This is a genomic window from Ruegeria atlantica, from assembly GCF_013032505.1.
GTDB lineage: Bacteria > Pseudomonadota > Alphaproteobacteria > Rhodobacterales > Rhodobacteraceae > Ruegeria > Ruegeria atlantica_F.
In genome coordinates, this window is the sequence record NZ_WQCG01000009.1 from 36603 (window position 1) to 59734 (window position 23132).

Below are 23132 nucleotides of genomic sequence, written 5' to 3' on the forward strand. Positions count from 1 at the left end.
ATTATGGCTTCTCGATACCCAGCGACGCCGGATCGACGGTCGCTGCACCCAGATCTTGCAGGGTGTAGGCAAATGTCGCCTCAAGGTTCGCAAACAGTTCTTGAGCTTCTTCGCCGTGTTGACCACCAACATCATAATTGTTTGCCGCGGCCCATTCGGCGACGGTTTCGGACGCAATCGCTTGCTCGAAGGCATCACCAAGCGCGGCCTTTACGTCGTCCCCGGCTGAACTGTGAACTGCAAACCCGATGGCCTGTTTGAGCGGCAAGTACTGATCGAGACCGTCGTAAATGCCAAAGGCAGAAGGCACTGTAGCTTCGGCAATCTGCGCATCTTCAGGCGTCAGCATCGCGAGCGGCTTCAACTGACCGCCTTCGATCAACGGGGCCTGTTCAGCCAGAGATGTCACAACCAACGCAACTTCACCCGCTATTGCTGCTTCCTGACCTGGTGCCGAGCCTTTGTATGGCACAAACTTGAACTCTGCCCCGGACCCTTTCTCGATTGCGAGGAGGTTCAAGTGATGGATTGAACCTGCGCCGGAAGCCGCCGCGGGAATAGTGCCAGGAGCAGCTTTCGCGGCGTCGACCAGTTCTTCCAGAGTATTGTAAGGACTCTCGGCCGGAACCGAGATCAGATCAGGTGATCCACCGACAATAAACGGATACCAAAAATCGAATTTCTTATCCCAACCGCCCTGCACGGCAGCAGTGACATTCGACTCTGACAGACCAACCAATGTATAGCCATCGTCTGGTTGGTTCATGACGTAGACCATGCCGTTGGAGCCCGCGACCCCACCTGTTTGATTGATCACATTGATCGAAACCGGAAGGTGTTTTTCCATCTCGGCCATGATCATTCGGTTGATCGTGTCCGTGCCACCACCGGCCCCCCAGACCACAGCTGTGGTGATATCACGATAGGGATAATCCTGCGCAACAGCTGCCCCTGCAATGCCGGTCGCCATCACGGCTGCGGCCGCCAACCGCCCTAGCTTTAGTTTCATTTCCAAGTCCTCCCAAACATCTTTGCGTTTATTATTGCATTTATTTGCGTATACATTAAAGAATGCGCTGTCAACGGACTGTAGTGAAAGCTGCTATCGCGCTATGAATGCGAAACGGGAAGGAAGCGGGCTAAGATGAAGAAAAGTTATGATGTGGCAGTGTTCCACGGGGACGGAATCGGCCCGGAAATAATGGCCCCTACGCTTGAAATTCTGCACCAGCTTTCGCGCGGCAGTCCTTCCTACGAACTGGTGTTCACAGACGCTCCGGCGGGCGCAGGCCACTACGCCAAAACTGGAGAATCGTTTCCAGCTGGGTCACTCGAAACTGCACGCAACGCCGACGCGATTCTGCTATCTGCAATGGGTTTGCCGGATGTTCGCTACCCAGACGGAACCGAGATTTCACCGCAGATCGATCTGCGAAAGCAACTGGGACTTTTCGCCGGTGTGCGGCCAGTAAAGGTAAGCAGTAGACAAATGACCCCATTGGCGCTGCCTCCCGGAAAAGAGATCGACTTTGTCTTGATACGCGAAAGCACAGAAGGACTGTTCTTCACCCAAGGCGCTGGCGAAGTTACTGAACACGAAGCACGTGAAACTTTGCTGATCACTCGTGAGGTGTCCGAAAAACTGTTCCGTTTCGCGTTTGAACTCGCCCAGAACCGCAAAAGAACCGGGCGCGGCCGGGGTCGAGTTACATGTGTCGACAAAGCCAATGTGTTCCGCGCCTTTGCGTTCTTCAGATCGATGTTTGATGCAGAAGCTGCAAACCATCCCGAATTGCAGGCAGACCATGCCTATGTTGATGCCACAGCACTGTGGATGGTCCAAAAACCTTGGGAGTTCGATGTCTTGGTGACTGAGAACATGTTCGGAGACATTCTCTCCGACCTTGGTGCGGGTCTGATGGGTGGTCTTGGGCTGGCTCCTTCAGCGGATATTGGTTTAAACCACGCTGTGTTCCAACCCTGTCACGGCTCCGCACCGGACATTGCGGGACAAGCCATTGCCAACCCCTTTGCGATGATCCTGTCCGCGGCAATGATGCTGGAATGGTTAGGCTTGACCCATGATCACCCGGAACTGTCCAACGACGGCGCACGACTGCGCGAAGCCGTGGAAAAGGTGACTGCAAACGGTCAGAACCTGACGCGAGACTTGGGTGGCACCACCGGAACGCAGGACGCAGCCTCATCGGTATTGGAAGCATTGCGGGCATGAACACTCGACAAACCATCAGAGTCGCGTGTGTGGGTGCGGGGTATTTCAGCAGGTTCCACTACGAAAGCTGGTCACGAATGCCCGGAGCGGTTCCGATTGCATCCTGCAACCGTGATATCAACAAAGCGAAAGAAACAGGACTGGCCGCCTACGATGATCTGTCAAAAATGCTGGAGGCGGAAAAACCAGATCTCGTGGACATCATCCTTCCACCTGTGGCGCAGGCCGACGCCATCCGAACGGCACTGCGCTCTGGAATAAAGTGGTTGATCTGCCAAAAGCCATTTTGCATGTCTCTGGATGAAGCGGAGAAGATCGTCTCCGAGGCTGAAGCGGTAGGCGCAACTATTGTTGTGCACGAGAACTTTCGCTTTCAGCCTTGGTATCGTGCAATCAAGGTGGCGATGACCGAGGGTCGAATTGGAACACCTCTACAAGCGACATTCCGGCTTCGACCCGGCGACGGACAGGGACCACGCGCCTACCTTGACCGGCAGCCGTACTTTCAGGAAATGCCGCGTTTCCTGGTTCATGAAACAGCGGTTCACTGGGTAGACGCATTCCGGTTTCTATTCGATGCGCCCAGTGCAGTTTATGCGGACTTGCGCCAAGTTAACCCCGTTATCTCGGGCGAGGATGCAGGTTACATCCTGTTTGACCACCCCAACGGTTTGAAAGCTCTGTTCGATGGCAACAGATGCCTTGACCACAGTGCCGAAAACCTGCGTCAGACCATGGGCGAGGCTCTCATCGAGGGAACGCAAGGATCACTGCTTCTTAACGGCGACGGTTCAGTAGAACTCCGCGGTTTTGGAAAACAGGAGCGGCAGCAGATTCTACCTCCAAGCGATCACGATGGATTTGGAGGAGACTGCGTCCACGCCTTGCAAAGTCACGTCGTTTCAGGCCTTCTAAGAGGCACGCCGTTGGAAAACACGGCCCGAGATTATTTGGATGTGATCCGCATCGAAGAGAACATCTATCTCTCGGCTGCGGAGGGACGAAAGATCAACCTGGAGACGCCGTGAAGGATCAGGACGCAAAAACTCTTTCCAATACGCAACGCGCTGTTAGGGATTTGCGACAGATGATCCTGTCTGGCGAACTTGCGGCCGGAACTGACCATCTGGAGTCGGAACTCGCCGAAACTCTGGGCATGTCCCGCACTCCGATACGGGAAGCTGCGCTGATGTTGGAAAGTAAGGGGTTGCTGGAAATGCGGCCCCGCAAGGGTGTGCGGATACTGCCTGTTTCATCAGACGATATGCGTGAAATTTACGACATACTGACGGAACTCGAGAGCCTAGCAGCACAGCGCGCTGCCGAAGCGGGTTATTCAGAAGATGAACTGGCAGTACTTGCCGGATCAATTGCAAAGATGGACCAAGCCATCGAAGCCGAAGACCTAGAAGCCTGGGCCGAGGCCGACGAGATGTTTCATCAGGAGCTCGTTCGGTTGGGCGGCAACAAACGGGTCGAAGCGATTGTCGCCATGATGAGCGATCAGGTGCGTCGCGCGCGCGCAACGACGTTGTTCATCAGGCCCCTGCCCGTCAAATCCAACGAAGATCACCGTGTTGTTTTTCAAGCAATTAGTGAAGGTCGACCGGATGTTGCCCGTGAACGTCATCGAGAACACAGGCTGCAAGCACAGGCTATGCTTTGCGGGATACTCGAAAAACATCGGCTCAACAGCCTCTGACCTTCTCTTATCCGGTCGTTAATCAACTAAAATAACTGCCTATTTTCGGCATTAAAGGCGCTCCGAACAATTGCCTGCCACGGCACTCCACAGTTGCGTCCGGCTGTTTTGATTTTCTTTTTTCAAATCACTCAACCAATCACTGCATCGATTGGGGTTGATGTGGTACGAATTCGTATTAAATTAGTACGATATCGTACTATTGGAGAGTCAACATGCCAAACCGAAGACGTTTTCTCAAAATTCTAGGCGGAGGCACAATACTGGCGGCAACGGGCGCGGTTGCGTTCCTAGCTACACGCACGCCGCATGACGCGCTGGCTCCGTGGACGCCAAAACCGTATGACGACCTACGCAAAGCCGCTTTGTCCTACGCAATTCTCGCCCCCAATCCACACAACTTGCAACCTTGGCTGGTCGAGTTGGTTGGACAAGACAAGGTGCGCATCCACCGTGATCCTGATCGCGAGCTTCCGGAAACCGATCCTTACAACCGCCAACTCTATATTGGCCTCGGCGCCTTTGTTGAGACGATGGTATTGGCGGCAAGTGCTCTCGGGTTTGATACTGAGGTCAAGTTGCTGCCAGATGGGGATGACGGACCCATCGCAGAAGCGGTGTTTGTTCCTGGCGGGGCATCCGATCCGCTTTCAGATCAAATCCTCAACCGACATTCAAACAAAGAACCGTACACTGAACAGCGGCTGTCCGAGGCGGAAGTGTCAGCCCTTGAAAACTACGCCACTCTGATTACCGATGAAGATTTGGTGGCCCGTCTTCGAGACCTCACGAAACGCGCCTTTGAAATCGAAATGCGAACGCCGCAGACCCTGAAAGAATCCGTCGACCTGATGCGGATCGGGAAAGCAGAAATCAATGCCAACCCAGACGGGATTGAATTGCGCGATCCCATGCTGGAAACGCTGCGACTTACCGGCCTATTGGACAATGAGACCCTGATGAACGTTGACCACCCAGGCACTCAGTCACACATGCGAGACTACTTCGCGATGCTAGACGCGACGCCGCAATACGCAATCCTTACGACAGCCACAAATACGCGAAGCGATCAACTCGATGCCGGACGTCAATTGATGCGTTTTTACCTGAAGACAACCGAAATGGGCCTGGGCGTTCATCCAGTCAGTCAGGCCCTTCAGGAATATCCTGAGATGGCCAATGAATACGCTCTGGCGCATGAGCTTCTTGCGTCACCGGGCCACACGGTGCAAATGTTGCTGCGTTTGGGATATGGACCCGAGCCAATTGCCACACCCCGCTGGCCGCTGGAGACACGAATTCTGAATGAAGCCTGAAGATGAGACCAACGAAGTCTACCGGTTCTTCACCGAGGTCGGGATCATCAATCAGTTGATCTCGACCAAGCTAGAAGCGTTCTTACCTGGCAGAATGACCGCAACCCAATTTGGCATATTGGGCCACCTGGTCCGGCGCCCCGACGGAGAAACTCCACTACAGCTATCGAACGCGTTTCAAGTGGCCAAGACGTCGATGACTCACATGCTCTCCAGCCTTGAAAATCATGCCCTAATTACCCTTGAAGCCAACCCCAATGACAAGCGTTCAAAAATTGCCCGGTCCACGCCGCAAGGCGCGGAGTTTTTGAAAGCTTGTATGGAGCGGATGTCTGAAGCACTGGCTCCAGTTTTGTCCGAACTCGGGCCCGAACCGTTCCATAGGTCTTTGCCCAATTTGACGCTCATACGTGAAACTCTAGACAACGAACGCGACTAGCCGAAACCTGCGTCGCCCCAAGCAAGCAGCCAAATTCTCAAAAGATCATACAATCCGCGCCCGGAGGCAGCGGCGGCGATCCTTCGGGCAAGGTGGGTGTGTAGTCAAATGTCACGATCTTCGCGCCACCGTCGAATGCAACGAACAGTTGGTTGGACCCCGGCCTAATGGCGATGCCTTCCGGGTCGGTTCCGAACTCCAACAAGCTTTGCTGGGCAAGCAATTGGCCATCTGCCGTGAACTCATACAGGCTGTTTGACCCTTCCCAGTCATCAACGATCAACATGTGACCGGTGCGTGGGTCAATTGCGATGCCCTGTGCCTCGCTTAAGGGGGGAGACAGCTTCATGGTATCCAACCTCGCCGTCAAAGCACCCTCTGAAGTGAACCAAGATAATCGTTCGGGGTCATCTTCTACGGTTACAATCTGCCCTTTGGCATTGATCGCGATCCCCTCGGTATCCGCAAATCCACCTTCAAGTTCAAAGGGTGTTCCTAAAGCGGTTCCTTCCTTAGTGACACGTTGGAGGCTGCCAAAACCGTCGCCTACCAACAAGTGATCCCCTTCGATAGCAATTGCCTTGATACGGAAGAGATCGCTGGATATGCGGCGTAACTCATCACCTTGCAAAGTAACGAGAATGGCCTCGGGTCCCTCGTTCGCAATCCACAACCCGCAAAACGTTGGATCGTAGTCCAGACTTGCGGGTTGATTGAGCTCATAACGCCCTGTTTCGCGAAGCTGCAATGCCATGGCCGGGGCCGACACAGCAAAAATCAACAAGGCGGTGATCCTCACAAACACTCAGGATTCTCCTAAATCTGAGTTAGAAAGGTGGGACGGTGTCGTGACGGGTCAATACAAAGAACAATAGAACTCCTGACAACAAAGGCCATCACATTGCCTGGCCAGAGAGCCGGAGAACGCCAAGAATTGGCGCAATGTTGCGTGAATTTGATAATTCCAGCGATGCAAACCAAGGTGAAGAACTTGAGCAGCTTCTTGAAACGCAGCGAAACCCGAGGTTCCGCGTCGTGCAACAACTATCAAAGAGTCTGTTGAGTCACCACTCCCGGCGCTGCGTGCTCCTCGGCTTTGGTGTTACCAATTGCAGAGTTCGATCTGATTCACCCTAACTCACAGAAAGCTTGGTGTTGTGCCCCGAAATGCTCAAGCTTCAGCGATCATTGTGCCCCAGCTGGAAAAGCCACTCTCTGTCTCACAGATGATCGTCTCCGCCCCGGTTACCGCATCGTTCCCAAAATAGCACTCCGCAAACGCACCAGTGCCAACAAATGATAGGGTCAGGGCAACAAGGCCCAAAGCTGCAATCCTCTTCATGATACTCACTCCTTTAGATAAGCGTCATGTGGGAGTTGTTTTTTGCTGAAAGTACTTTGCTTTGATTAAGTATTCTTAATTTTAGACTGCCAGACGAGTTGTCTCTTCAGAAAGCAGCCTACTCTGAATATTCGCTCAGAAAAGACAAGTTCAGCATCTAATAAGAAGAAGCAGCACATCCGCATTCAGGAACTGGCAGACGAAGAAATACCGGCGTTGCTGACTTATTAGAAGATCACAGCCCTCGCCTGGGAGATCTTCAATAGAAGCCAATCTCGCTGACATCTACGCGGGCCTCGTGATCGCGCCCGTAGGCTACAACTCCGACTGAGGTGATCTCGTCAGCAACGGGAATAGCGCGCAACATGGCACCTGAAGCCTTGAAGCCTGACAGAGGTAAAGAGACTTCGGTCCATTTGTCAGAAGTCGCGAACTCGGCCTGATAGTATTGCCACGGAAGCACCGTGCCACGCGTCCTGAGGTGAACAAAGTACTGTTCGCCGTTGCCCCGCACCAAGAGCCTGACGCCCGAAACACTCGCATCTGGCCGATCAGGCAACTTGCGTCGAAACTGGATGAAGCCACCGTTGTTTTTTGTACTGACGGATCCGGTCAACCGCGCGAATGCAACATCACCGTCTGAACGAAACTGCACCTGCCCTGAGGAAACTCCTCCCATGACGGTGTCGGCAACGTAGTCCCAACGCGTCTCCGGAGACTCGGAGAAGTCTTCTGCAAGATTTTCACCAGCCTGTGCCATTGTAGATCCGATGATAAAAAGACTTGAAACAAGCCCAGCGAAGTTTCCACGCATATCGTTCTTTCTCAGTTCAGTATCGCGATAGAAAAGTTCAAGGCCGTGGCAAATGCGACCCACGCAAAGTACGGCAGGAAGGCCAGTGCGGAAACCCGATCTGAATTCCTGACCCGAGCGATGAACATGACGATGACAATCAACAACGCGACAATGATCACAAGAGCAAACCATGGCAGTTGCAGTACGAAAAAGGCTGGGGACCACAGAAAGTTCAGACCCATCTGCGCCCACCACAGCGTCATGGCGGTCGAGCTTCGGTCTGCTTCGAACTGGCGCCAACCCGCCAAAGCGATCAAGACGTAAAGCACCGTCCAAACCGGCCCAAAAATCCAATTTGGTGGATTGAAAACCGGTTTAGAAAGCTGCGCGTACCATTCGCTAGGTGCGGTCAGTGTCCCGATCAGGATGCCGCCTCCCAACATGAGCGCAAGAAATGCTATGCGGATCAACAAATTCGACATTGCGGGACTGCTTTCAGCAATCCTTGGTCGTCACGTTGACAAGCGCTTCGGAAGAGAATGTTGCAGTACTGACCTTGTCCGCATCGGAATATGATACCGTGGCGCCTTCGATCTCCGACCCTGTTACGGTGATTTCGCGTTGCCCGATGGTGTCATCCACATCGATGGTAAAGGCGAGTTTGTCCCCGGCTGCGAGGGAGGCGATCTCAAGTTCAATTGTATTTTGCCCGTCCAAGACCACTGGAATTTGCCGCAGAGCATCCACACCCTCAACGAATTCGAGAGGTTGAAAGACCTCTACGCCCGCACCTTTTTCGGTAACGTCGAAAATCAATCGTCCGGTAGATTGCGACAAATCAATTTTGACCGTCGAAGCTTCAACTAGGCACGTTCCGACATTTGTCAGAACAAAACGGTCTTTGGGTGCGCCTTCTATAAAGCGAATTTGTACACCAGCTTGAAGCGAAGTAGCTGCAATTAATCCAAGTGTCGCCGCAAGAATACTCTTTGGGAGCATATTTATCTCCTTGCTAAAGGGTTCTTGATAAATACGCTTCGGCGGGTTTCTTGGATCAGACTTATGACTTTTGACTATAGTGGCTCAGCCGACAGGGCCTTTCGAAGTTCCTTGCACCGCTGTCAGAACGGTTAAGTCAAAACATGCCATTGTCATTCTCGCTGTTTGCTGGAACTTCTTGAAGAACGTCCCAATGTTCGACAACCTTACCATCAGCATCCAGGCGAAAAATATCGATCCCTGCGTACTCGAGACCATCCGGCCAGATTTGGTGGCAATGTAGAATAACGTGGTCGTCTTCAGCAAAGGCACGTTTTATGTCCACGCGCTTTCCCGGGTATTCAGCAGCCATGCGCTCGAAATATTCGATAAAGGCTTGCTTGCCGTCGCCAACATGTGGGTTGTGCTGCGTATAGGTTTCGCCAACAAAGGTCGCTATGGCCTCGGCCGGTCGACAATCATTGAACATCATTTCGTAGAAAGCGATGACGTTTTTCTTGTTTGTTTCGAGGTCCGGCATGCTGATCTCCAGATCGACGTTTACTGAAACTGTTGACCTGTGAAGTACTTGGAGGCAAGCCGGCAAGAATCTCGATCACTGATTGGCAAGTAGTTGCAAGCTTGATTTTGTGTTCCAAGTATTTCGAGGTTTGGTCACTCACTCGCCTTCCTCGAAGCCAATATGAATATGATTTCCATCAGGATCGGCCACACACGCTGTAGGACGCCACGAACACGTTCGTGGCGTCCTACACCAAGCCTAGAAATCCAGGTTTTCGACGCTTAGGGCATTTTGCTGAATGAACTCACGGCGGGGTTCCACCACATCGCCCATTAGTTTGGTGAACAAATCATCCGCTTCAACCATGTCGTCCACACGTACCTGCAAAAGTGTCCGGGCATCAGGGTCCAACGTGGTTTCCCACAGCTGATCGGGGTTCATTTCGCCCAGACCTTTGTAGCGCTGCAAAGACAGACCCTTTTCGCCTTCTTCCAGTATAGCGCGCAGCAGATCCAGCGGGCCGTGTATGGCCTGCGACCGGTCGCGACGGATCAGCGTTGCTGGGGTGTTGTAGATCTCTTGCAGGCTTTGGGTGAAGCTGCCGGTTTTGCGGGCCTCGCCCGAGCGCAGCATGGGGCCGTCCAATGTGCGCACCTCTTCCACGCCACGCAGAATGCGGGCCAGGCGAATGCCGTGATCCTGCGTGATCCGACCCTGCCAGCCACGTTCGTATTCCAGCGCGATCAGGTCGAGACGGGCCGCAACCTTGTCGGCCACGCCTTGCAGGTCGGCATCGACCGCGCCAGGTACAAAGGCACCGGCAACAGCGGCCTGTTCCAGAATATGGCGCGGATAATGCGTCGGGAAGGCATCCAACACGCGCTTCAACTGTCGCGCCTCATCCACCACACGGGTCAGATCCTGACCGATGATTTCCTCGCCCGAGCCGAGTTTCAGCACCGCGCCCTCAACACCCTGATTGATCAGATAGTCATCCAACGCGGCCTGATCCTTAAGGTAAACCTCTGATTTGCCACGTGAAACCTTATACAGCGGTGGCTGCGCAATATAGAGGTATCCACCTTCAATCAGTTCCGGCATCTGCCGGTAGAAGAAGGTCAGCAGCAGTGTTCGGATATGTGCGCCGTCAACATCCGCATCCGTCATGATGACGATCTTGTGGTAGCGCAGCTTTTCGATGTTGAACTCATCGCGGCCAATACCGGTGCCCAGCGCCATGACAAGGTTACCGATTTCCTGAGATGACAGCATCCGATCGAACCGTGCCCGCTCCACGTTCAGAATTTTCCCGCGCAGCGGTAACACTGCTTGTGTCAGGCGGTCCCGCCCAGTTTGCGCCGATCCGCCGGCCGAGTCCCCCTCAACCAAGAAAACTTCGGTCTTAGATGGATCTTTCTCAGAACAGTCCTTCAACTTTCCAGCCAGATAGTTCACATCCATTGCCGTCTTGCGACGGGTCAGTTCGCGGGCCTTGCGGGCGGCCTCACGGGCCAGAGCAGCCTCGATGATCTTGCCAACGATAACTTTAGCTTCGTTAGGGTTCTCTTCGAACCACTCGGCCAGTTTTTCGTTCATCAAACCTTCGACTGCCGGACGCACCTCGGACGAGACCAGCTTGTCCTTGGTCTGGGACGAGAATTTTGGATCGGGCACTTTAACCGACAGCACGCAGGTCAAGCCTTCACGCGCATCGTCGCCAGTGAAGTTGACCTTCTCCTTTTTCGCGATCCCGCTGGATTGTGCGTAGTTATTGATCGTACGGGTCAGCGCGCCACGAAAACCGGCCACATGAGTGCCGCCGTCGCGCTGGGGGATGTTGTTGGTGAAGGGCAACACCGTCTCGTGATAGCTGTCATTCCACCACATCGCGATTTCGACACCGATCTCGTCGCGCTCGCCCTTGATATAGATCGGTTCAGGCATCGCAGCGGATTTCGAACGGTCGAGGTATTTGACGAATTCCTTGACGCCGCCCTCATAGAACAACTCGGTTTCCAGCCGTTCCGCAGGGCGTTCGTCGATCAAGATGATCCGCACGCCCGAGTTCAGGAACGCAAGTTCGCGCAGTCGTTTTTCCAGAGTCTCGAACGAGTACTCAAGGTTCGAGAACGTATCCGTCGAGGCCAAAAACCGGACCTCGGTTCCTGTCCGTTCACCGCACTCACCCACGACTTTCAGGTGTTCAACCGTCTCACCGCCCTCGAACCGTGCGACGTGTTCCTTGCCGTTACGCCAGACGCGCAATTCCAGCCAGTTCGACAACGCGTTCACCACCGAAACGCCAACGCCATGCAGGCCGCCCGAAACCTTGTAGGAATTGCTGTCGAACTTACCTCCGGCATGTAGCTGGGTCATGATCACTTCGGCGGCAGAAACACCTTCTTCGGGGTGAATATCAACGGGAATTCCGCGGCCGTTATCGCTGACAGACACACTGGAGTCGGCGTGAATTTTGACGGTTACATGGTCGGCGTGACCGGCCAAAGCTTCGTCAATTCCATTGTCCACGACCTCGTACACCATATGGTGCAGGCCCGAGCCATCGTCCGTGTCACCGATATACATACCGGGGCGCTTGCGAACCGCCTCTAACCCTTTGAGAACTTTAATGGAATCTGCACCGTATTCCTGGGGTGCCTGTGCGTCTTCGGACATGCCGTCAGTACCTATATTATTTTGGTAACTTATACGTTTTCTGGGGGGGAATGTCACGCGCTACCCCAACATTTTGTGTTGGTTACGCAGGATTTCGTTTCTTTCGGCAACCGGCTGCCGAATCCTTACAGACGTTCGATATCTGCCGCTATATCCGCTGCGATTTCGTGAGCGTCGACATCACTGCGTTCCGCGGACAAACGCAGGCCCAAAAGGTCAGATTGGTAGCGTGTCGCCAGCCGGTTCGGATCATGTTCTGCAGCGATATCTCCGGCCTCCTGCGCCCGACGAAACAGGTCCGCAAAACAGGCCTTCATCTCGGACATGAGGACACCCGCCTGCCCCGCCAGTTCGTGATCCTTGGCCTGCAATTCAGCATAGGTCTTAGCTAACATGCAGGCTTTCGCGGGCGCTCCGGTGGCCTCGATCACCAAACGCGGCTGCGCCTTCAAAGCTTCCAATGGGCCTAACCGGTCAGCCAGAGCCTTCAATCGCGCGACACCCTCTTGGGCGTAGCGTTCCAGTGCCAACCCATACAAAGCGTCCTTGGATCCGAATGCCGCGTAAAAACTGCCGGGTTTCAACTTCAATTCGCGCTCAAGGTCTTTCAACGATGTTCCGGCCCAACCTTGGCGCCAGAAAATATCCCTTGCACGGGCAATCAGGTCATCACGGTCGTATTCGGGCTTTCGCGGCATCATCTTCACCAATTCTTGAACGGTTGCTCAAATATATACTTGAGTGATCACTCAAGAAAGACTATTTCTGCCTTACCCCGCCAGAAAAGGAGTTCCAACATGGCCAATTTCCCATCTCATGACCTCGAAACCGCCCCCGAAGGGTCCAAACCGCTGCTGGAAAAATCGCAGGCCGCTTTTGGCCGACTGCCGGGCCTGCACAAGGTCATGGCTGAAAGCCCCCAGCATCTGGAAGGCTATCAGGTGCTGCATGGCCTGTTCATGCAGACCGACTTCGACAATGATGAGAAAACTGTCGTCTGGCAGACCATCAATGTGGAAAACGAATGCCACTATTGCGTGCCCGCCCATACCGGTATCGCCAAGATGATGAAGGTTTCGGACGAGATCTCTGAGGCCCTGCGCAATGAAACCCCGCTGCCCTCTGCCAAGCTCGAAGCACTGCGCACCTTCACCCTGCAAGTGATGGAAACCCGCGGCAACCCGACCGAGGCACAACTGCAGGCCTTCTTTGACGCAGGCTACTCGCACCGCGCGGTTTTGGATGTGGTGCTGGGCCTGGCGCAGAAAACCATGTCAAACTACGTCAATCACATGGCCAAAACCCCGGTCGACGAAGTCATGCGCGGTTTCCTGTGGGAGCGTAAAGTCGGCGAGCCGGCCTAAGCGGATACGACCGAGCCCTCAAAGCCGTCACTCACGATCAACGTTTGGGCCCGGTCGCCCAATTCCGCAAACAGCTCAGGCCCGGTGCCCGTCATCCAGGCCTGAGCGCCCAACGCGCAAATCTCATCATACAGCGCCGCACGCCGGTCGGCGTCCAGATGCGCGGCCACCTCATCCAGTAGCACTATCGGGGGAGCGCCGACCATTCCCGCCAGCGCTCGCGCGTTTGACAGGATCAAAGACACCAACAGCGCCTTCTGCTCTCCGGTCGAGCAATCCTTTGCCGGAACCCCCTTGGCCGCAAACACACCGTACAGATCCGATCGATGCGGACCCACCAAAGTCCTGCCCGACGCCAGATCGCGAAAGCGGCTCTCATTCAGTGCTTCCCGCAGATCGCCAGCTGTTTCCGGCATCGCACCTTCGGTCTGAACCAGCTCGAGATCAGCAGAAGGAAACGCGGTTTCGGCCTTATCCTGCGCTTCGCGCAGGTGGTCCAGCGCCGAAAGCCGTGCCGAGTGAATCCGGTGGCCCGTCTCGGCCATCTGCCCCTCAAGAGCGGAATACCAATGCGCATCGCGGACCTGCTCTTTCAGCAGACGGTTCCGTTCGCGCATGGATTTTTCATAGGTCAAAGACGCCTCGGCGTGGGTCGGGTCGAAACTCAGCGCGATCCGGTCCAAAAATCGCCGCCGTCCTTCGGCCCCCTCGATCCAAAGCCGGTCCATGGACGGGATCAGCCAGACAATCCGCGCCAGTTTACCAAGATCGATTTGACTGGACGCTTTGCCATCAATGCGAACCTGACGCGCGGCACCTCCCTCGGACCAGGTTTCGATTTCGTATTGCCGCCCCTGGGCCTGCAGCAAACCTGACAGTTTCCAACCCAGCGCCTCGGGGCGTCGGGTCATCTCGGCCGCGCTGGCCCTTCGCATACCGCGACCGGGCGAAAACAGGGACACCGCTTCCAGGATATTGGTCTTACCTGCACCATTTGGTCCGTGAATCGCAACAGGCCGACCATCCAAAGACAATCGCGCCAGCTTGTGGGACCGAAAATGCGAGACGGTAAGCTCGGTCAGGGCCAAACCCATGACCCCTCCCTTCATCTTTTCAATAATACTCCCACCGGAGGCATCGCACGTCCGTGCGATCAGACGCGCATCGGCATGACGACGTATACCGCGCTCTGATCGCCGCCTTCGCGCATCAGGGTTGGATCAGCCGCTGAATTGAACAGGAACACTGCGTTCTCACGATCCACCTGAGAGGCGATTTCCAGCAGGTACTTGGCGTTGAACCCAATCTCCAGCCGCTCATCGCCATAGGCCACGGCCAGTTCTTCCTCAGCCGCGCCGCTATCCGGAGCATTAACCGACAGCACCAGTTTATCGGTATCCAGCTGAAGCTTTACGGCGCGAGACCGTTCGGACGACACCGTTGCAACCCGGTCTACAGCCTGTGCGAACTCGGCCGCGTCAACTTCCAGCTGGCGCGTATTACCTTGCGGAATAACGCGTGTGTAATCCGGGAACGTGCCGTCAATCACTTTTGAGGTCAGCGTGATGTCCGGGGTTGCAAATCGTACTTTTGTTTCGCTGACCGACACGGCGATATCCATCTCATCGTCGTCCAGCAGCTTGCGCAGTTCACCCACGGTTTTGCGCGGCACGATCACACCTGGCATGTCTGCAGCCCCTTCGGGCAGATCCGCGTCGATGCGTGCCAGACGGTGGCCGTCTGTGGCTACGCAGCGCAGCACCTTGCCGCCTTCTGACCCGTCGGCCACGTGCATGTAGACGCCGTTCAGATAATACCGCGTCTCTTCGGTCGAGATTGCAAATTTTGATTTGTCGAACAGACGCCGCAGCAGGGCTGCCGAGGCGGTAAAGTTCGACTGGTATTCCGAGGACGCCATCACAGGGAAATCTTCTTTCGGCAGCGTCGCCAGTGAGAAATTCGATCGCCCGGCTTCAACGGTAAGACGACCAGCCGCGCTGTCAGCGGTCAACGTCACCAACGCACCATCCGGCAATTTCCGCACGATCTCGTGCAACGTGGTTGCGGCAACAGTGGTGGCCCCGGCCTTTTCGACCTGAGCAGGCGCTTTGTCGACCACCTCAATATCTAAGTCAGTCGCCCGGAACATCGCCTGATCGCCTTCGGCTTCGATCAGAACATTGGCAAGTATGGGAATGGTGTTGCGACGTTCGACAACAGATTGGGCCTGGGAAACGGCCTTGAGAAGGGTGCCGCGTTCGATGCTGATCTTCATACCCTCAATTCCTCTGACTTGCGTGCCGAAATGGGCGGGACTGGCACGTTAGCGGTTCCGCCCTGAGGCACAAGGATTTTTTACGGATTTCTCGGTCGGAATGCGCAAAGGGTCAAGGGTCGCGTTGCCCGACGGGCACAGTTCGTTTCCAACCGTGGATATTAGCGCACAAGAAAACGCCCCGGGCGTGAGGGACCGGGGCGTTTTCTGTGATTGCGCGTATACGTCAGGCTTCCAGCGCGCGACGCAGCATTTCCACATCTTCGGCGATCTGACCGTCCGTGGTTTTCAGCTCTTCGATGCGTTTTACGCCATGCATGACGGTGGTGTGGTCGCGACCGCCAAAGCGGCGACCGATTTCCGGCAAGGACCGGCTGGTCAGCTGCTTGCACAGATACATCGCAACTTGACGCGGGCGAGCATAGGACCGCAAGCGTTTGGGCCCGATGATGTCCGACAGGCGGATGTTGTAATAATCCGAAACCTTGCGCTGAATCTCTTCGACGGTGATCTTGCGCTCGGACGCGCGCAGCACATCGGCCAGACAGTCCTGCGTCAGCTCCATGTCGATCTCGCGGCCTACCAGCGACGCAAACGCAAAGAGACGGGTCAGGGCGCCTTCCAGCACGCGGACATTGGTCGAGATGCGATGTGCCAGAAACTCCAAAACGCCTTCGGCAATGGTCAGGTCGGGATATGTGCTGCTGTACTGCTGAACCTTGTTCTGCAGGATGCCCAGACGCAATTCATAATCGGTGGGGTGCAGGTCGACGACCAGACCACATTGCAGACGAGACTTAACACGATCCTCAAGGTCCTTGATCTCACCTGGCGCGCGATCGGCCGAGATGATGATCTGCTTGTTCTGATCGACCAGCGCATTGAACGTGTGAAAGAACTCTTCCTGCGTTGAGTCCTTGCCAGCGATGAACTGGACATCATCCACCATCAACACGTCAACCGAGCGGAACAAGTGCTTGAAGTCCATCATCCTACGTTCGCGCAGGGCCTGAACAAACCGGTACATGAACTGCTCCGCCGACAAATACAGAACGTTCAACTCGGGGCTCTTGGTTTTCAACTCCCATGCGATGGCGTGCATCAAGTGCGTTTTACCCAGACCGACGCCACCATAAAGAACCAAAGGATTGAACGTGACGGGTCCGCCTTCGGACACACGACGCGCAGCGGCATGGGCCAGTTCGTTGGGCTTGCCAACAACAAAGCTGTCGAACGTGAAACGGGAATCCAGCGGAGCGGCCTGTAAGGATTCAAGCGCGTCGTTCGTGACGTCCGCTTGCGACGAAACTGGTGCATCACGCACAACGGTCGGTTTGGAATCGGTCTCGGTCTTAGGGCGCGCCGGTGAGTTGGCAGCGACGCGGAAGGCCAGTCGTTGAACCGTTTCCCCTGCGGTGTTCATCTCATAGAGTATGAGATCCGCAAAGTTCTGACTGACATAGTTGCCCATGAAATTTGTCGGCACGGAAAATACCGCTACGCCATCCTGCAACTCTTGGAATTCAAGAGGTTCGATCCAGGTCGTGTAGTTGTTTTTTCCAATGGCCTTGAGCAACTTGTTTCGTAGTAGTCCCCATTTCTCTTGTGTCATTAAGCGCCTCACGCATCCCATTCTTTATTGGCCTGTCGGCCTTATTGCTATTTTCCGGTTGCCCGGATTAAGCACTCACACGCAAAGGGATACCGTCACCAAACCGCAGAAGTTTGGCGGGTGTGTCTCAGAAAGTCCGCACAACCTTATTTGCCGGCGCTCCATACCCGAAACGCCCTGAAAACAGGGTTGCGCAACGCAATCTCATATTCGACAGGGCTTGGTTCCCTGGTGACCCAAGGACCGCAGCAGATCAGCAAACCAGTTGCCAACATTCGTTCCTGACCATTCTGATGCCCGTCAGTCCGGTCGTTGGAACAGCCTGTCCCCCCAAGCGAGTGAATCGCTGTAACAGTGGTAGCAAGAGGCCAAGGCATCCGGCAACGAAACTCTGATGTTGACTCGTATCTTTCGCCGAAAGAATCTCTCGGATTTGTGAAGGCGCGGCTTTCCGGCAACAGCACAAAAAAAGCGCCACAGACCGCGGCGCTTTTTTTATCAATTTACCTTGCTTGATTGACCCAAGGTCAACCCGGACCTTAGCCCAGCGCTTTTACACGTGCCGACAAGCGCGACATTTTGCGCGACGCGGTGTTCTTGTGGAAAACGCCTTTTGTGACGCCGCGCATCAGTTCAGGCTGAGCTGCGCGCAGTGCCGCGGTTGCCGCGTCCTTGTCGCCGGATGCGATCGCTTCTTCTACTTTACGCAGGTAGGTGCGGATGCGCGAACGACGTGCTTTGTTGATTGCGAAACGCTTCTCGTTCTGACGAGCGCGTTTTTTTGCTTGGGGCGAATTAGCCATGTGTGTCTCTGACCTTTGGTTCGGTACGTTATCTAGGGTTGCGCGCCACGGAATATCCGCACCGGATCAGAAATCACGAGTGTGAGTCGGGCCAGGCGGGCCGCACGCGCATGTATAGCGGCGCTTACTATCCAAGTTGGCCAGGTTTGCCAAGCCGATTCTTTCGCCGCACATGTCGTGTATGAAAAAGGCGGGCATAGGCCCGCCGGTTTCGACTCGGTTAGGACACTGCTTACTTGTCGCGGAATTGCGCGGCGCGCTTTTCAAGGAATGCGGCCATGCCTTCTTTCTGATCCTCGGTCGCGAACATCGAATGGAAAACGCGACGTTCAAACAACAGCCCCTCGCTAAGTGGCAACTCATAGCTGCGGTTGACCGCTTCCTTGGCCGCCATTGCAGTCAACTGGGATTTCTCGGCGATTTTTTGGGCTGCGCCCATCGCCTCGTCCATTAGCTTCTTGGCAGGGACGACTCGACTGACAAGGCCCGAGCGCTCAGCTTCTTCGGCATCCATGAAACGACCGGTCAGGTTCATGTCCATGGATTTGGACTTGCCGACAAACCGTGTCAGCCGCTGGCTGCCGCCCACGCCCGCAATGACACCAAGGTTGATTTCCGGTTGGCCAAACTTGGCCGTATCGGCCGCAATGATGAAGTCGCACAGCATGGCCAGTTCGCAACCTCCGCCCAGCGCATAGCCTGCAACGGCCGCAATGATAGGCTTGCGGATCGCGGAGACCCGGTCATTGAGATCGCCAAACAGATTTGAGCTGTAGACGTCGACAAAACTCAACTCGGACATTTCCTTGATGTCCGCGCCAGCAGCGAACGCCTTGTCCGAACCGGTGATGACAATGCAACGCACTTTGTCATTAGTATCCGCATCTTCCAACGCGGTGCAAAGTTCCTGCGCCAACTGTGAGTTCAGCGCATTCAGCGCATCGGGTCTGTCGAGCTTGATAAGTGCGACGTGGTCTTCGATTTCGACGATGATCGTCTCAAAAGCCATGAGGTGAAAGCTTCCGGTTGTTCCGTTCAGGTACGATTCCTTATCACGCGAATTCGCTGGATCAAGTTATCTTTGGCATTGCGCACAGTAGAAGGATGAGCGACCGGACTGGGTGATTCTTTTAATCGCCACACCACAACCTTCGGTCCTGCAGGGTTCGCCTTCGCGGCCATAAACATCAAAGCTGTGCTGAAAATATCCAAGTTCTCCATCAGCTTGGCGGAAATCGCGCAAGGATGAACCACCCGCTTCGATGGCGTCCTGCAACACCTTCCGGATGATTGGAACCAGTGCGGCGACGCGGGGCGCAGAAATTTGTCCGGCTTTGCGACGTGGCGACACTCCAGCGCGAAATAGCGCCTCGCAAACATAGATATTGCCCAATCCGGCAACGATTCCCTGATCCAGCAGCGCCGATTTGACCGGAGTGTTCTTGCCACGAAACGCGCTGATCAGATGCTGGTCGTGAAAATCATTGCCCAATGGCTCCGGCCCCAGAACCGACAGCAATTTGTGATCCTCGGCTGTCGCCGTCGGCAATAGGTCCATCGCACCAAACCGGCGAGGGTCGTTGAAAGTCACCCGTGCACCATTGGCCATATGAAAGACGACATGGTCATGTTTCTCTGGCATTGGGTGGTCGTGCACGAATTGGCCCAACGGGTCGCCCGACACGGTCATTCGCCCCGACATGCCGAGGTGAATCAGCAGTGTTTCCCCACTGCTGAGATCGGCCAGTATGTACTTCGACCGCCGACGCAATTGTTGAATTGTCTGCCCGGTCAATCGCTCGGCCATTCGATCAGGGAAAGGCCAGCGCAGATCGGGGCGATTCACATCCGCCCGTTCGATCACCACGCCTTCCATCGCAGGCGTCAGCCCTCGGCGGACCGTTTCGACTTCGGGAAGCTCCGGCATGTTCTCTCCTGATTTGCTGCCAGCGCGCTTTCAAACGCCCGCACCATTTCATCATGTCCGGTTACATATTTCAGAATCCGTGCCGTCTTCCCATCGGAAAAACGCAGAACGTAGGCCCCGTGGTGTCGGAGGCTGATCTTGGTCAGCTTTGTAAGATCAAAATAATGGCGCTGAAACAGTGGGCCCCTCGTAACCAGCTCGTCGCCATCAATCGTGACGGTGGTATTCAGATGATAGATCAGCGAATAGACCGCGAATCCGACAAGTCCCAGCTTGATCCAAACCACAGTTTCGGTACCGACACCCGGAAACACTTCGCTATTTGGTGCCAGATCGGGCCGGACAAAACTGATGCCAACCAGCATAGCGATCGCAAAAACAATCAGCACAAGCGTACCCGGGGCAGTTCGGAACGTCCGTCGCGTCAGGGTGCGTTGGGCGGGGAATGCGCTGCCTGCCTGGCGCACCGCTTCTTCTACCGGATCGTTCGGAAAGTGCCGGGCCGCCGCGTCCAGCTTGTCCCCCAGCCCTTCAGCACGCCACACCCGCCGGATTGTGTGCAAGACAGCCCTGATCCGCCAGCCAAAGTAAAAAAATACCAAAAATATGGACAGCAAAGCTGCGAGAATGCTTGCCAACAAGACATCTCCGAAGGTTTGGACATCTGATTCCGTCATAGTCCTTGACTAAGGAAAATCTGTGACGCGCCCTTCAAATCGTCGCCCCTGCTACCATTTCGCGCGATTGTCTTCCCGGCGCGGAGGCCTATAAGGATGAGCAACACAGGCAAAGGCGTCCGTTCAATGTCCGACAACAGCGACAAGACCACTCATTTTGGGTTTGAAACCGTGCGTGAGGCTGAAAAAGCCGGGCGCGTGCAGGGCGTGTTCAACTCGGTCGCCTCGAAATACGACGTGATGAACGATGTCATGTCGATGGGCATTCACCGGGTCTGGAAAGACGCGATGATGGACTGGCTTGCCCCGCGCCCCGGTCAGCGTTTGTTGGATGTGGCTGGTGGCACCGGAGATATCTCATTCCGGTTCCTCAAACGCGCGGGCCACGGCCATGCCACCGTGCTGGACCTGACCGAGCCGATGTTGGTCGAAGGTCGCCAGCGGGCCGAGGCCGACCAAATGGCTGACAGCCTGAACTGGGTAGTTGGCGATGCTATGTCGCTGCCCTTCGACGACAACACCTTTGACGTTTACACAATCTCATTTGGCATCCGTAACGTGACACGCCCGCAAGAGGCGCTGAACGAAGCCTTCCGCGTGCTGAAACCAGGCGGCCGCTTGATGGTGTTGGAGTTCAGCCAGTTGCCCAATGACGGGCTGCAAAAGCTATACGATCTCTACAGCTTCAACGTCATCCCGCGCATGGGTAAACTCATCGCCAATGACTACGACAGCTATCAGTACCTGGTCGAATCGATCCGTAACTTTCCGGATCAAGAGACTTTCCTGGGCATGGTCCGCGCGGCCGGTTTCGAGAACGCCAAGTACCGCAACCTGAGTATGGGCATCGCCGCACTGCATTCCGGCTGGAAGATCTGATGCGCGGCCCTCACAACATTATCCGCCTGATCCGCACAGGCGCCACACTCGAGCGCACAGGCGCGATGAACGTGGTACTGGACGCATTCGAAGCCCCGCGTGCCCTGCGCATTGTCGCTCATGCTTTGGGCAAACCCTTTCAATGGCTTGGTTACAAAGGCGATCCTGACATGCCGCCTGCCACACGGGCGCTGACAGCGCTCGGGCCGGCGTACATCAAGTTTGGTCAGGTTCTGTCGACTCGTCCCGACGTGGTCGGCGATGAGTTGGCCGAACAGCTGCGCGTGCTGCAGGACAAGCTTCCCCCGTTTTCCCGCTCCGAAGCTATGGCCGAAGTGGAAAAGGAACTGGGTCAGCCCGTTTCTGAAATCTTCAGCGAATTCAGCGAACCCATCGCTGCAGCATCCATTGCTCAGGTCCACAAGGCCAAGCTGGTCAGCACCGGCGAAGACGTAGCCGTCAAAGTTCTGCGCCCAGGCATCGAACGCGCCTTTCGCAAGGATGTGGACGCCTTTTATTTCGCCGCCCGCATCGTTCAACTGTTCGCCCCCGGCGCGCGTCGACTGCGCCCAATGGAGGTGATCGAACATTTCGACGGCGTGGTACGCGGTGAACTGGACCTGCGCCTGGAAAGCGCCGCCGCGTCGGAATACGCAGCCAATACCAAGGACGACGCCGGGTTTTGGTTGCCGCCCGTCGTCTGGTCTCTGTCAGCCCGCCGAGTAATGACGCTCAGTTGGGCTGACGGTATTCCGCTGGGTGACAATGCTGCGTTGGACGCTGTTGGGCACAATCGCCGCGATCTGGCGGAACGCGTGCTGCGTCTGTTCCTGCTGCACGCACTGCGCGACGGCTTTTTTCACGCCGACATGCATCAGGGCAACCTGAAGGTTGCGGCCAACGGGGATATCATCGCCTATGACTACGGCATCATGGGGCATATCGACGAATATACCCGCCGGGTCTATGCCGAGATTCTATTCGGCTTCATCCGCCGCGACTACAAACGTGTGGCCGAGGTTCATTTCGAGGCCGGATACGTACCCGCAAATCAGGATGTCGACGAATTTGCCCGCGCTCTGCGCGCAGTCGGTGAACCGATCTTTGGCATGGACGCCACCCACATTTCGATGGGTCGTCTGCTGAACTACCTGTTCGAAGTGACCGAGCGCTTCGGAATGGAAACCCGCACCGAATTGATCCTGCTACAACGAACGATGGTCGTAGTCGAAGGCGTCGCACGTTCCCTGGACCCGCATATCAATATCTGGGAGGTCGCCCGCCCGGTTGTCGAGGACTACATCAAGCAATCCATCGGCCCCCGCGCGGCCCTGCGGGACTTTGGCAAAACCGCCATGGTGCTGGCCCGTTTTGGCCCACGCCTGCCCGCCTTGGTGGAAAATGCACTGATCGCGCAGACGCAAAAGGACGACACCCAGAACAAAGGGTTACCAGCAGCCATCCTGCCCGCAACGATCGGTGCCGCTGCAGGCGCCGTATTTGTCCTGATCATCACAGCCTTCACATAGAACCGACCCGCCAGCTTCATCTGGCCGAGAGTATCCTCGTTGGGAATTGCGCCAATGGGCG

General features: G+C 55.5%; 24 protein-coding genes. 8 read left to right on the forward strand and 16 right to left on the reverse strand.

The genetic code is table 11. From position 1 onward, the window contains the following. Position 1: 1 nt before the first annotated feature. Positions 2–1009 (reverse strand): Bug family tripartite tricarboxylate transporter substrate binding protein, encoded by a 1008-nt coding sequence (locus tag GOW92_RS21815; protein WP_170564937.1) that lies wholly within the window; start codon positions 1007–1009, stop codon positions 2–4. 135 nt (positions 1010–1144) lie between these two features. On the opposite strand from GOW92_RS21815, the gene GOW92_RS21820 reads away from it, so the two are divergent. From GOW92_RS21820 to GOW92_RS21840, 5 genes are all read left to right on the forward strand, one after another. Then, positions 1145–2233 (forward strand): isocitrate/isopropylmalate dehydrogenase family protein, encoded by a 1089-nt coding sequence (locus tag GOW92_RS21820; RefSeq protein WP_170564940.1) that lies wholly within the window; start codon positions 1145–1147, stop codon positions 2231–2233. After that, positions 2230–3261, forward strand: coding sequence for a Gfo/Idh/MocA family protein (locus GOW92_RS21825; protein WP_170564943.1), 1032 nt, complete (start codon positions 2230–2232; stop codon positions 3259–3261). Before GOW92_RS21820 ends, GOW92_RS21825 begins: the two co-directional genes overlap by 4 nt. Beyond that, positions 3258–3935, forward strand: coding sequence for a GntR family transcriptional regulator (locus tag GOW92_RS25385; RefSeq protein WP_170564946.1), 678 nt, complete (start codon positions 3258–3260; stop codon positions 3933–3935). The genes GOW92_RS21825 and GOW92_RS25385 overlap by 4 nt, the downstream gene beginning before the upstream one ends. Positions 3936–4150: 215 nt before the next feature. After that, positions 4151–5251 (forward strand): Acg family FMN-binding oxidoreductase, encoded by a 1101-nt coding sequence (locus tag GOW92_RS21835; protein WP_170564949.1) that lies wholly within the window; start codon positions 4151–4153, stop codon positions 5249–5251. Then, complete coding sequence (locus GOW92_RS21840) at positions 5241–5690, forward strand: MarR family winged helix-turn-helix transcriptional regulator (RefSeq protein ID WP_217356570.1); 450 nt, start codon at positions 5241–5243, stop codon at positions 5688–5690. Before GOW92_RS21835 ends, GOW92_RS21840 begins: the two co-directional genes overlap by 11 nt. A 37-nt stretch (positions 5691–5727) precedes the next feature. Here the strand turns inward: GOW92_RS21840 and GOW92_RS21845 are convergent, their stop codons facing one another. The 8 genes from GOW92_RS21845 to GOW92_RS21880 form a co-directional block, all read right to left on the reverse strand. Next, the gene (locus GOW92_RS21845) at positions 5728–6495 is read right to left on the reverse strand and encodes a hypothetical protein (protein WP_368040315.1); all 768 of its coding nucleotides are present in this window, start codon (positions 6493–6495) and stop codon (positions 5728–5730) included. Positions 6496–6861: 366 nt separating this feature from the next. Continuing rightward, a complete protein-coding gene (locus GOW92_RS21850) occupies positions 6862–7032 on the reverse strand; it encodes a hypothetical protein (protein ID WP_159453907.1) in 171 nt (56 codons plus the stop codon). Between the two features lie 259 nt (positions 7033–7291). Beyond that, positions 7292–7846, reverse strand: a complete 555-nt coding sequence (locus tag GOW92_RS21855) for a CIA30 family protein (protein WP_170564952.1) — start codon at positions 7844–7846, stop codon at positions 7292–7294. An 11-nt stretch (positions 7847–7857) separates the two neighbouring features. Then, entirely contained in the window at positions 7858–8310 is a 453-nt protein-coding gene (locus tag GOW92_RS21860) for a TspO/MBR family protein (RefSeq protein WP_170564955.1), read from the reverse strand. A gap of 13 nt (positions 8311–8323) precedes the next feature. Further along, on the reverse strand, positions 8324–8827 hold the full coding sequence (locus GOW92_RS21865; protein ID WP_170564958.1) for an aggregation factor core: 504 nt from the start codon (positions 8825–8827) through the stop codon (positions 8324–8326). Positions 8828–8963: 136 nt separating this feature from the next. Beyond that, positions 8964–9347: a nuclear transport factor 2 family protein gene (locus tag GOW92_RS21870; protein ID WP_170564961.1), complete on the reverse strand. Its 384-nt coding sequence runs from the start codon at positions 9345–9347 to the stop codon at positions 8964–8966. Between the two features lie 240 nt (positions 9348–9587). Continuing rightward, positions 9588–12005, reverse strand: coding sequence for a DNA topoisomerase (ATP-hydrolyzing) subunit B (gene gyrB, locus GOW92_RS21875; RefSeq protein WP_170564964.1), 2418 nt, complete (start codon positions 12003–12005; stop codon positions 9588–9590). 125 nt (positions 12006–12130) lie between these two features. Continuing rightward, positions 12131–12703, reverse strand: a complete 573-nt coding sequence (locus GOW92_RS21880) for a TetR/AcrR family transcriptional regulator (RefSeq protein ID WP_170564968.1) — start codon at positions 12701–12703, stop codon at positions 12131–12133. A gap of 99 nt (positions 12704–12802) precedes the next feature. On the opposite strand from GOW92_RS21880, the gene GOW92_RS21885 reads away from it, so the two are divergent. After that, on the forward strand, positions 12803–13369 hold the full coding sequence (locus GOW92_RS21885) for a carboxymuconolactone decarboxylase family protein (RefSeq protein WP_170564971.1): 567 nt from the start codon (positions 12803–12805) through the stop codon (positions 13367–13369). Here the strand turns inward: GOW92_RS21885 and recF are convergent. From recF to GOW92_RS21920, 7 genes are all read right to left on the reverse strand, one after another. Then, positions 13366–14463 (reverse strand): DNA replication/repair protein RecF, encoded by a 1098-nt coding sequence (gene recF, locus GOW92_RS21890; RefSeq protein ID WP_170564974.1) that lies wholly within the window; start codon positions 14461–14463, stop codon positions 13366–13368. The two genes, GOW92_RS21885 and recF, sit on opposite strands and share 4 nt — an antisense overlap. A gap of 59 nt (positions 14464–14522) precedes the next feature. Next, on the reverse strand, positions 14523–15644 hold the full coding sequence (gene dnaN, locus GOW92_RS21895; protein ID WP_170564977.1) for a DNA polymerase III subunit beta: 1122 nt from the start codon (positions 15642–15644) through the stop codon (positions 14523–14525). 226 nt (positions 15645–15870) lie between these two features. Further along, on the reverse strand, positions 15871–17256 hold the full coding sequence (gene dnaA, locus GOW92_RS21900; RefSeq protein ID WP_170564980.1) for a chromosomal replication initiator protein DnaA: 1386 nt from the start codon (positions 17254–17256) through the stop codon (positions 15871–15873). Between the two features lie 539 nt (positions 17257–17795). Next, positions 17796–18059, reverse strand: a complete 264-nt coding sequence (gene rpsT, locus GOW92_RS21905; RefSeq protein WP_170351928.1) for a 30S ribosomal protein S20 — start codon at positions 18057–18059, stop codon at positions 17796–17798. A 232-nt stretch (positions 18060–18291) separates the two neighbouring features. Further along, positions 18292–19068: an enoyl-CoA hydratase gene (locus GOW92_RS21910; RefSeq protein ID WP_170564983.1), complete on the reverse strand. Its 777-nt coding sequence runs from the start codon at positions 19066–19068 to the stop codon at positions 18292–18294. A 66-nt stretch (positions 19069–19134) separates the two neighbouring features. Next, the gene (gene mutM, locus GOW92_RS21915; protein WP_170564987.1) at positions 19135–19986 is read right to left on the reverse strand and encodes a bifunctional DNA-formamidopyrimidine glycosylase/DNA-(apurinic or apyrimidinic site) lyase; all 852 of its coding nucleotides are present in this window, start codon (positions 19984–19986) and stop codon (positions 19135–19137) included. Next, positions 19944–20624 (reverse strand): hypothetical protein, encoded by a 681-nt coding sequence (locus GOW92_RS21920; protein ID WP_170564990.1) that lies wholly within the window; start codon positions 20622–20624, stop codon positions 19944–19946. The genes mutM and GOW92_RS21920 overlap by 43 nt, the downstream gene beginning before the upstream one ends. Before the next feature lie 165 nt (positions 20625–20789). On the opposite strand from GOW92_RS21920, the gene ubiE reads away from it, so the two are divergent. Together ubiE and ubiB are read left to right on the forward strand one after the other, a co-directional pair. Further along, on the forward strand, positions 20790–21542 hold the full coding sequence (ubiE, locus tag GOW92_RS21925; protein ID WP_170565284.1) for a bifunctional demethylmenaquinone methyltransferase/2-methoxy-6-polyprenyl-1,4-benzoquinol methylase UbiE: 753 nt from the start codon (positions 20790–20792) through the stop codon (positions 21540–21542). Beyond that, a complete protein-coding gene (ubiB, locus tag GOW92_RS21930) occupies positions 21542–23071 on the forward strand; it encodes a 2-polyprenylphenol 6-hydroxylase (RefSeq protein ID WP_170564993.1) in 1530 nt (509 codons plus the stop codon). Before ubiE ends, ubiB begins: the two co-directional genes overlap by 1 nt. The last annotated feature ends 61 nt before the right edge of the window (positions 23072–23132 follow it).